Genomic DNA, 10,528 nt, shown 5'->3' with positions numbered 1-10,528 from the left:
CCCGTCAGATCACAACGCAAGGCGCTCATGGCACGATTGAAGTGTTAAGGCAGCTGTGCGTGGGACGCCTACGGGCGTGCCGGATTTGTGGTCTCCGGTTTCCAACCTGCGCACAGCCGCCACCCACTCGCTTGGAAACGAACGTGGCGAATTCTCTTACTGTTGGAGAAAGACCATGTCAAAAAATAATTCCCGCCGCACCGCAGACCTCAAAACCATCGGCCTCACTCCCCTCATCTACTGCTCCGACAACCCCCTGTTCCACGTCACCCGCAACGTCCCGCTCGCCGATGCACTGTCCATGGCCTCCGATTTCCTGTTTCTCGCCAAAGGTCTGACCCAGGACGCCGCCTTCGTCCGCGATACCGACCGGCACGCCTGGGCTGCGCATTACCTGACGCAACTGAGCAAGGCGCTGGTGGATGATGTGGTGAAGGTCCTGACACCATCGCCAACAAAACCTCAAACCAGCCAATAACCACCGCCCCCTGTAGGAGCGAGCTTGCTCGCGATGGAGGTCAACGATAACGCGGGCTATCTGACACCCCACGTTGTCCGAGCCACCATCGCGAGCAGGCTCGATCCCACAAAGGAAGAGACAAGGACAGCGTCCCCAACCAAACCACAAGGTCGAGCGTTAGCTCGCCTTGCAAGCTTTTGATCCACCCGCCCCTTCGGCAGGCTGAGTGGAGGCATTCATCCGGGGAGTGGGCGCGCAGCGCCGTGCGGCGCAGCCGCACACATCGAAAGGAGGTGCAGCGCAGCAAACCGGAGGCGATGTCCCCGGAGGGATGCCGGAGCGAAGGGATCCCGAGCCTAGGCGAGGGGCCGGACGCCGGGGCGAGACCTTTTGGTTACTTTTGGCTGGGCCGGCATTCCGGGCGTTTGCCAAAAGTGACCCGCTGTAAGAGCGGAACCATAAGCAGCCGTTACCGCAGCAACGGATATGTACACCAACAAGAACATGCTCAACCGGAAGGCCGCCATCGCGAGCAGGCTCGCTCCCACAAGGACTGTATACACCCGCAGAAATCGAGTCACCAAGGACGTCGCCTTCGCGGGCAAGCCCGCTCCCACAGGGGACCGTGTCCAAGAGGACAAATCAGGTCGACCAAGACGCCACCGAGCCTCTATGATCCAGGTGCCGCCACCAGACCCACAAACCATGTTCCCCTCACTCAACAGCTTCAAACCCTGCGACCTGACCACCCTGCTCAGCAGCCTGGACCCCATCGCCACGCTGCTCGATACCCTGTCGGATGTCGCTTTCTTCATCAAGGATTGTGAAGCCCGCTACGTCTTCGTCAACCAGACCCTGGCCCTGCGCTGCGGCTTCAAACACCGCGAAGACCTGCTCGGCCTCACCGCCGACCAGGTCTTCCCCGCCCATTACGGCCCGCTCTACACCGAGCAGGACCGGCGAGTGCTGTCCACCGGACGCGAACTGGCTGACCAACTGGAATTGCACCTATACCTGGGCAACCAACCGGTGTGGTGCCTGACCCACAAACTCGCCCTGCACAATGAGCAAGGCCAGATCGTGGGATTGGCCGGCATCTCCCGCGATCTGCAACTCCCCCAGTCCAACCATCCGGCGTTCCAGAAACTCGCGGCGGTGGACGCCCATATCCGCCGGCACTTCGCCCGGCCTATCAGCCTGGCCGAACTGACCGCCATCGCCGGCTTCTCAGTGGCGCAACTCGAACGCCATTGCAAACGGGTATTCCAACTCACGCCCCGGCAGATGATCCACAAGGCGCGTCTCGAGGAAGGCTCGCGGCTCTTGCTCGAGACCGACTTGCCCATCACCGAAATCGCCCTGCGGTGTGGCTACACCGACCACAGCGCCTTCAGCCGCCAGTTCCGCGCACTGACCAGCCTCTCCCCCAGCCAATACCGTGAAGGTCGTCGCCAATAATAATGTTCCGTTAGGGGGCGCTGCGCACTTGGCGTGCTCCCTTCCGTAACACCTCCCAACCTCCGCCCTCGCGGCCAAAGATTCCATTCCCCCTGCAACCGCACTGTTTAGCGGCCTACTGGCCTTTCGCCAAAAAAACACAAAACCGGCACGCCACTTGCTAACAGTTAATATCGTATACGAAATCCTCAATACGATATCTAACAGCACTTTCCGACCACGAGGCTTCTATGAAAAACCCCGCATTTGCCGTAGCCCTCAGCGCTGTTCTCAGTACCTCCTTCGTCGCTACCGCCCAGGCCGACAAGCTCGATGACATCATCGGCTCCGGCAAGCTGCGCTGCGCCGTGACCCTGGACTTCCCGCCCATGGGCTTTCGCGATGCCAGCAACAAACCCGTCGGCTTCGACGTGGACTACTGCAACGACCTGGCGAAGATCCTCGGGGTCGAGGCCGAAGTGGTCGAAACGCCGTTCCCGGACCGCATTCCAGCGCTGATTTCCGGGCGTGCCGATGTGATCGTCGCGTCCACTTCCGACACCCTCGAACGTGCCAAGACCGTTGGCCTCACCGTGCCGTACTTCGCCTTTCAGATGGTCGTGCTGACTCGCGACAACACCGGCATCAACAGTTTCGACGACCTCAAGGGCAAGGCACTGGGTAACACCAGCGGCACCTTTGAAGCCATCGCCCTGGAAGGCGATGTGAAGAAATGGGGCAGCGGCACTTTCCGCGCCTATCAGTCGCAAAACGACACGCTGCTGGCTGTGGCCCAGGGTCACATCGACGCCACCGTCGTCACCAACACCGTGGCGGCCGCCACCATCAAGTCGGGTAAATACAAAAACCTGAAAGTCGCCGGTAACGCGCCCTACGTTATCGACTACGTATCCCTGGCCGCCAAGCGCAGCGAGTACGGCCTGCTCAACTACCTCAACCTGTTCGTCAACCAGCAGGTGCGTAGCGGCCGGTACAACGAGTTGTTCACCAAGTGGGTCGGCACCGAGATCCCGCCGACCGACCTGACCGTGCCGAAGGTCTACTACTAAGGTGTCCGGCATGCCTTTGCCACTGCACGGTCGCAGCCTGATGGCCGGCTGCGCCCAGGGTCCCCTTCTGTTCGCTGATGTGGGCTTGAGCTTCTGGGGCGGGGTCGACCCCTTCAGCGGTGAGGTCATCGACCGTCACCATCCGCTCAGCGGCGAACAGTTGAGCGGTCGGGTGCTGGCCATTCCCAGCGGACGCGGCTCGTGCACCGGCAGCAGCGTGATGATGGAACTGATCAGCAACGGTCATGCGCCGGCCGCGCTGGTGTTGGCCGAAGCCGATGAGATCCTGACCCTGGGTGTGCTGGTGGCACAGGCAATTTTCGGGCGTTCCCTGCCGGTGCTGTGCATCGGCCGGGAAGCCTTCGCCACCTTGCGCGGCAAGGCCTTTGCCCGTATCGAGAACACCGGGCTGAGCCTGTTCGACCAGGCGCCCGCCGATGCCTGGCAAGCGCTCGGCACGCCACTGCAAACCCATGAAAGCGGCGGCCACATCGAGCTCAGTGAGCTCGATCATGCCCTGCTCGATGGCAAGCACGGCAAAGCTGCGCAGATGGCCATGCAGATCGTCTTGCGCATGGCCGAACTGCAAGGCGCACCACGCTTGCTGGACGTGACCCAGGCGCACATCGACGGCTGCATCTACACGGGCCCGGCAAGCCTGCGTTTTGCCGAACAACTGGTGCAGTGGGGCGCGAAGGTTCGTGTGCCCACCACCCTCAATTCAATCTCCGTGGACCAGCGCCGCTGGCGCGAGCTGGGTATCGAGCCTGCATTGGGCGAACCCGCCAGCGCCCTGGGTGATGCCTACATGGCGATGGGCGCCAGCCTGAGTTTCACCTGTGCCCCGTACTTGCTCGACAGTGCCCCCAAGGCCGGCGAGCAGATCGTCTGGGCCGAATCCAACGCGGTAGTCTACGCCAACAGCGTGCTCGGCGCGCGCACCCTCAAGTACCCGGACTACCTGGACATCTGCATTGCCCTGACCGGCCGTGCCCCCATGATCGGCTGCCACCTGGACGCGCCACGCAAGGCGCAACTGCTGATCGAACTGCCGCCGTTGACTGAACTCGACGACGCGTTCTACCCCTTGCTCGGCTACCACGTCGGCGCCCTTGCCGGCACCCGGATTCCGCTGGTGCTGGGCCTCGAACAACAGGCGCCAGACCTCGATGACCTGAAAGCCTTCGGCGCGGCATTCGCCACCACGTCCGCTGCGCCGATGTTCCATATCGCGGGAGTCACCCCCGAAGCCTTGGATCCAACGCAGGTGCTGGACGGCGACACGGCGCTGCCCGAGGAACAGATCCAGTTGCAGGACCTGTTGCGCAGCTGGCGTGAACTCAACAGTGCCACGAATGCGCACGTGGACATTGTGTCCCTGGGCAATCCGCACTTCTCGCTCAGCGAATTCGCTCACCTGGCGCGCCTGTGCAGTGGCAAAAGCAAACACGCCACAACGGTGCTGGCGATTACCTGCGGTCGCGCCGTGATGGAACAGGCCCGCGTTGCCGGCCACATCGACGAGATTGAACGCTTTGGCGCCACCCTGGTAACCGACACCTGCTGGTGCATGCTCGGCGAGCCGGTGATCCCGCCAGGCGCCACCACCCTGATGACCAACTCGGGCAAATTCGCCCATTACGCACCGGGCCTGGTAGGGCGCACGGTGCATTTCGCCAACCTCGCCGAATGCGTCGAAGCCGCTCGCACTGGCACTGCAAGCGGACGACTGCCCACCTGGCTGCAACCTGCCCTGCCGACGGAGACCCCTGCGCATGTTTGACTATACCTTCCAATGGCGCGCGGCCCTGCGCGCCCTGCCGGACATGCTCGCCGGCGCCTGGGTCACGTTCGAGACCGCGGCGTTGTCGATGATCTTCGGCGTGCTGATCGCCCTGGCCCTGACGGTCATGCGCGAGACCAAACAACCGCTGCTGCGCGCCATCGGCAACGGCTGGGTGTCGATCGCCCGTAACACCCCGTCGCTGTTCCAGATCTACATCCTGTATTTCGGCCTCGGCTCCATGGGCCTGCACGTCAGTTCGTGGATCGCCCTGCTGGCGGGGATCACCTTCAACAACGCCGGTTATCTCGCGGAAAACTTTCGCGGCGGACTCAAGGCCGTGCCCGGCACGCAGGTGCGCGCCGCCCGCTCGCTGGGCATGAGCGCCTTCCAGGCGTACCGGCTGATCATCGTCCCGCAACTGTTGCGGATCGTGTTCTACCCGTTGAGCAACCAGATGGTCTGGGCGGTACTGATGACTTCGCTGGGGGTGATCGTCGGGCTCAACAACGACCTGACCGGCGTGACCCAGGACTACAACGTCAAGACGTTCCGCACCTTCGAATATTTCGCCATCGCGGCGGTGCTGTATTACCTGATCGCGAAGGCGATTGTCGCGACAGCCCGGCTGATGGCCTGGCGGTTGTTCCGTTACTGAGGACGTGACCATGCTATCAACCAGTTTTACCTGGAACGATCTGTTGTTCCTGCTCGACGGCGCCTGGGTCACGCTGCAACTGACCTGCTGGGCGATTTTGCTGGGCACGTTCGCAGGGCTTATTTTCGGTTTGCTGCGCGCCCTGCTGCCACGGGCCACCCTGCCTCTGGCCTGGGTGCTGGACGTGTTTCGCAGCGTGCCGTTGTTGATCCAGTTCGTGCTGTTCAACTCGCTCAAGAGCATCGCCGGCCTGAACATCAGCGCCTTCTCCGTGGGCTGCATCGTACTGGGTGTCTACGCGGCCGCGTACTTCACCGAGATCGTGCGCGGTGGCGTGCTGGCGGTGCCGCTGACCTTGCGCCGGGCCAGCCGTTCGCTGGGCATGAGTTTCTTCCAGGACCTGCGCTTTGTCGTGCTGCCGATTGCCACGCGGGTCGCCTTCCCTGGCTGGCTCAACCTGGTGCTGGGCGTGATGAAAGACACCGCGCTGGTGATGTGGATCGGCATCGTCGAATTGCTGCGCGCCTCCCAAACCATCGTGACCCGCATCCAGGAACCGCTGCTGGTGCTGTGCATCGCGGGCCTCATTTACTACGTCATGAGCCTGGTGGTCGCACGCCTCGGCGCTCGTCTGGAAACAAGGTGGCAAGAAAATGATTGAGATCGAAAACGTACACAAATCCTTTGGCGACCTCGACGTGGTCAAGGGGGTCAGCCTGACCGTCAACAAGGGCGAAGTGGTTTCGATCATCGGCGGCTCGGGCTCGGGCAAATCGACCCTGCTGATGTGCATCAACGGCCTGGAACCGATCCAGAAAGGCAGCATCCGCGTCGACGGCATCGAGGTTCACGACCGTGCCACCGACCTCAATCGACTGCGGCAGAAGATCGGTATCGTGTTCCAGCAGTGGAATGCCTTCCCGCACCTGACCGTCCTGGAAAACGTGATGCTGGCGCCGCGCAAGGTGCTGGGCAAGAGCAAGGCCGAAGCCGAGGCGCTGGCCGTACAGCAACTGACCCACGTGGGCCTGGGCGACAAGCTCAAGGTGTTCCCCGGCAAGCTGTCGGGCGGCCAGCAACAGCGCATGGCCATCGCCCGCGCCCTGGCCATGTCGCCGGACTACATGCTGTTCGACGAAGCCACCTCGGCCCTCGACCCGCAACTGGTGGGCGAAGTGCTGGACACCATGCGCATGCTCGCCGAGGACGGCATGACCATGGTGCTGGTGACGCACGAGATCCGCTTCGCCCGCGACGTGTCCGACCGCGTGGCGTTCTTCCGCAATGGCCTGGTGCATGAGATCGGCTCGCCGGACCAGGTGATCGGCAATCCGGTGCATGCCGAGACGGCGGCGTTTCTCAAGTCGGTGAAATAGCTGATGGCCCTATCGCGAGCAGGCTCGCTCCCACAGGGTTTTTCTGTGAATTAGAGATCCAAATCTCACCAGGGATCTTCTGTACAACAGAGGTCCCCTGTGGGAGCGGGCTTGCCCGCGATAGGGCCCGAAAGAACAACACAAGGAGCAACCCATGCGCTCATCAAAAGTCATCCACGTAGTCAGCTGCCACGCCGAAGGCGAAGTCGGCGACGTGATCGTCGGCGGCGTCGCCCCGCCACCCGGTGCGACGGTGTGGGAGCAATCCCGCTGGATCGCCCGGGATGAAACCCTGCGCAACTTCGTGCTCAACGAACCCCGTGGCGGCGTGTTTCGTCACGTCAACCTGCTGGTGCCAGCCAAGGATCCACGGGCGCAGATGGCCTGGATCATCATGGAACCGGCCGACACGCCGCCCATGTCCGGTTCCAATTCCCTGTGTGTGGCCACCGTGCTCCTCGACACCGGCATCCTGCCGATGACCGAACCGCAAACCCGGCTGGTGCTCGAAGCCCCCGGCGGCCTGATTGAAGCCGTGGCCGACTGCCGTGACGGCAAGGTCGAGCGTGTTGAGGTGAAGAATGTGCCGTCCTTCGCCGACCGCCTCGACGCGTGGATCGAAGTCGAAGGGCTGGGTTCGCTCAAGGTCGACACCGCCTATGGCGGCGACAGTTTCGTGATCGCCGATGCCCAGGGCCTGGGCTTTGCCATCCGCCCCGATGAGGCCGCCGACCTGGTGGCGGTCGGGCTGAAAATCACCCGCGCTGCCAATGAGCAACTGGGCTTCACTCATCCGTTGAACCCGGAGTGGTCGCACATTTCCTTCTGCCAGATTGCCGCCCCCGTCGTCATGGAAAACGGCATCGCCACCGGCGCCAATGCGGTGGTGATCCAACCGGGCAAGATCGACCGCTCGCCCACCGGCACCGGCTGCTCCGCACGCATGGCGGTATTGCAGGCCAAGGGCCTGATGCAGGTGGGCGAGCGCTTCATCGGTCGCTCGATCATCGGCTCCGAGTTCCACTGCCGCATCGACTCACTGACTGAAGTGGCCGGCCGCCCTGCTATCTACCCGTGTATTTCCGGGCGGGCCTGGGTCACGGGCACCCACCAACTGCTGCTCGATCCGAGCGATCCATGGCCACAAGGCTATCGACTGTCGGACACCTGGCCGGGCGCCTGACCGCGAGCGCGCTCGACACCCGGACCAACGGCGAAGAAAAAGCCTGCAAAAACAGAAATAGCACTAGCCGAGCATTGTCATTTTAAATATCGTATACGAAATACAATAAACAACCCCGGAGGCAACAATGAGCAAGCGCATTAACTGGAGTGGTGTTTTCCCCGCAGTGACCACCCAATTCAACGATGACTTCACCATCAACCTGGAAAAGACCCACGAAGTGATTTCCAACGTCATTCGTGACGGCGTGTCGGGCCTGGTGGTGTGTGGTTCGGTGGGCGAGAACACCTCGCTGACCGCCGAAGAAAAAATCGCCGTGACCGAAGTCGCGGTCGACGCCTCCCGTGGCCGTGTACCGGTCATCTGTGGCGTGGCCGAGTTCACCAGCGTGCAAGCGGCGAAAGTGGCCAACTCGGTGCGCAAGGTCGGCGTCGATGGCGTGATGCTGATGCCGGCGCTGGTCTACGGTTCCAAGCCGTTCGAGACCGCCGAGCACTACCGCTACGTGGCGAAAAACGCCGACGTGCCGTTGATGGTCTACAACAACCCGCCGATCTACAAAAACGACGTGACCCCGGACATCCTGATTTCCCTGGCCGACTGCGACAACGTGGTGTGCTTCAAGGATTCCTCGGGCGACACCCGCCGTTTCATCGACGTGCGCAATGAAGTGGGCGACCGTTTTGTGTTGTTCGCCGGCCTCGACGACGTGGTCCTGGAAAGCATTGCCGTGGGCGCCGAGGGCTGGGTCTCGGGCATGTCCAACGTATTCCCGAAAGAAGGCGAAACCATCTTCCGCCTGGCCAAGGCCGGTCGTTTTGCCGAAGCCATGCCGATCTACGAATGGCTGATGCCGATCCTGCACCTGGACGCCCGTGCCGACCTGGTCCAGTGCATCAAGCTGTGCGAAGCCATCGCCGGTCGCGGCAGCGCGCTGACCCGTCCACCGCGCCTGGCCCTGCCGGAAGCCGATCGTGTGTTCGTCGAGCAGATCATGGCCAAGGCCCTGGCCAACCGTCCGCACCTGCCCGACGTCGGCCTCTGAGTGATTGCCGGGCGGGTCCTCGCGGACCCGGCCCGGTTGCCTGTTTTTTTGCGCCACTACAGGAAACGCGAGCATGTCCAACACTCAACACGCAACCACACCGGCCGGCCTCAAGCGCGTCGTGGCCGCCGCCATGGCCGGCACCGTCGCCGAATGGTATGAATTCTTTCTGTATGGCACTGCCTCGGCGCTGGTCTTCGGCCAGTTGTTCTTCCGCCAGACCGGCAACGCCATCGACGGCATCATCGCCGCCTTCGCCCTCTATGCCGTCGGCTTTCTCGCCCGCCCATTGGGCGGCCTTGTGTTCGGTCACTATGGTGACAAATTCGGGCGCAAGCGCCTGCTGCAACTGAGCCTGGTGGTCGTCGGTATCACCACCTTCCTGATGGGTTGCCTGCCCGGCTTCAACGAAATCGGCTACGCCGCACCCGTGCTGCTGGTGCTGCTGCGCCTGATCCAGGGTTTCGCCTTCGGCGGCGAATGGGGCGGCGCAATCCTGCTGGTGTCCGAACACTGTCCGGACAATCGCCGGGGCTTCTGGGCCAGTTGGCCGCAGGCGGGTGTGCCGGCGGGCAACCTGCTGGCGACCGTTGCCTTGCTGGCGTTGTCGTCGAGTCTCTCGGAGGAACAATTCCTTGCCTGGGGCTGGCGTGTGGCGTTCTGGCTGTCGGCCGTGGTCGTGCTGATCGGCTACTGGATTCGCACCAGCGTCGATGACGCACCGATTTTCAAGGAGGCCCAGGCCAAACAGACACAGACCAAACAACAGCAACTGGGGGTGGTGGAAGTGCTGCACCATCACTGGCGCTCGGTGTTGGTCGGCATCGGCGCGCGATTCGCCGAGAACATTCTTTACTACACCGTCGTGACGTTCTCGATCACCTACCTGAAACTGGTGGTGCACAAGGACACCACGCAAATCCTGCTCCTGATGTTCGGCGCGCACCTGCTGCACTTCTTCCTGATTCCGCTGATGGGTTACCTGTCCGATCTGGTCGGGCGCAAACCGGTGTACCTGACCGGCGCGGTGCTCACGGCGTTCTGGGGTTTCGTCGGTTTCCCGATGATGGACACCGGCAACAACTGGCTGATCATGGCCGCCATCACCCTCGGCCTGGCCATCGAATCGATGACCTATGCGCCCTACTCGGCCTTGATGGCGGAGATGTTCCCGACCCACGTGCGCTACACCGCGTTGTCGCTGTGTTACCAGGTGGCGCCGATCTTCGCCGGCTCACTGGCCCCGCTGATCGCCATCACCCTGCTCAACAAGTACCAGAGTTCGACACCCATCGCGCTCTATCTGGTGGCCGCAGCGCTGATCTCCATCGTTGCCGTTGGCCTGACCCGGGAAACCCGTGGCAAGTCGCTGCACCTGGTCGACAGCGAGGCCGCCGCCCGTGTCGCCGCCACCGTGAAGGTCGAAGCGGCGGGCACCCGCCGCAGCGACTCGCTGGCCTGACGTGACGCCCCTGCCGGAGGCGCCTTCGCGTCTCCGGCAGGACACGCCACATTT

Annotated in this window: 10 protein-coding genes; all 10 read left to right on the top strand. The window is 62.7% G+C overall.

The window, feature by feature from the left end; all coding sequences use genetic code 11:
- Window positions 1-175 precede the first annotated feature (175 nt).
- The 10 genes from AB4O36_RS06270 (at window position 176) to abaF (ending at window position 10,474) form a co-directional block, all read left to right on the top strand.
- Complete coding sequence (locus AB4O36_RS06270) at window positions 176-478, top strand: DUF3077 domain-containing protein (protein ID WP_460122538.1); 303 nt, start codon at window positions 176-178, stop codon at window positions 476-478.
- A gap of 687 nt (window positions 479-1,165) precedes the next feature.
- On the top strand, window positions 1,166-1,918 hold the full coding sequence (locus AB4O36_RS06265; RefSeq protein ID WP_460142118.1) for a helix-turn-helix domain-containing protein: 753 nt from the start codon (window positions 1,166-1,168) through the stop codon (window positions 1,916-1,918).
- A gap of 230 nt (window positions 1,919-2,148) precedes the next feature.
- A complete protein-coding gene (locus AB4O36_RS06260; RefSeq protein WP_460141260.1) occupies window positions 2,149-2,967 on the top strand; it encodes an ABC transporter substrate-binding protein in 819 nt (272 codons plus the stop codon).
- 10 nt (window positions 2,968-2,977) lie between these two features.
- Entirely contained in the window at window positions 2,978-4,750 is a 1,773-nt protein-coding gene (gene lhpI, locus AB4O36_RS06255; protein WP_460141259.1) for a cis-3-hydroxy-L-proline dehydratase, read from the top strand.
- Window positions 4,743-5,408 (top strand): amino acid ABC transporter permease, encoded by a 666-nt coding sequence (locus AB4O36_RS06250; protein ID WP_460122532.1) that lies wholly within the window; start codon window positions 4,743-4,745, stop codon window positions 5,406-5,408. The genes lhpI and AB4O36_RS06250 overlap by 8 nt, the downstream gene beginning before the upstream one ends.
- A 10-nt stretch (window positions 5,409-5,418) precedes the next feature.
- Window positions 5,419-6,069 (top strand): amino acid ABC transporter permease, encoded by a 651-nt coding sequence (locus tag AB4O36_RS06245; protein ID WP_460122530.1) that lies wholly within the window; start codon window positions 5,419-5,421, stop codon window positions 6,067-6,069.
- Complete coding sequence (locus tag AB4O36_RS06240) at window positions 6,062-6,784, top strand: amino acid ABC transporter ATP-binding protein (RefSeq protein ID WP_460122528.1); 723 nt, start codon at window positions 6,062-6,064, stop codon at window positions 6,782-6,784. The genes AB4O36_RS06245 and AB4O36_RS06240 overlap by 8 nt, the downstream gene beginning before the upstream one ends.
- A gap of 154 nt (window positions 6,785-6,938) precedes the next feature.
- Window positions 6,939-7,967: a trans-3-hydroxy-L-proline dehydratase gene (locus AB4O36_RS06235; protein ID WP_460122526.1), complete on the top strand. Its 1,029-nt coding sequence runs from the start codon at window positions 6,939-6,941 to the stop codon at window positions 7,965-7,967.
- A 127-nt stretch (window positions 7,968-8,094) separates the two neighbouring features.
- Entirely contained in the window at window positions 8,095-9,012 is a 918-nt protein-coding gene (locus AB4O36_RS06230) for a dihydrodipicolinate synthase family protein (protein ID WP_460122524.1), read from the top strand.
- 73 nt (window positions 9,013-9,085) lie between these two features.
- Window positions 9,086-10,474 carry a fosfomycin efflux MFS transporter AbaF gene (gene abaF / locus AB4O36_RS06225; protein WP_460141258.1) on the top strand — a complete coding sequence of 463 codons (1,389 nt, stop codon included), beginning with the start codon at window positions 9,086-9,088 and terminating at the stop codon, window positions 10,472-10,474.
- The last annotated feature ends 54 nt before the right edge of the window (window positions 10,475-10,528 follow it).

The organism is Pseudomonas sp. S2_E01 (assembly GCF_054668365.1).
The sequence above is the reverse complement of the archived record's forward strand: the minus strand, read 5'-3'. Positions and strand labels throughout refer to the sequence as shown.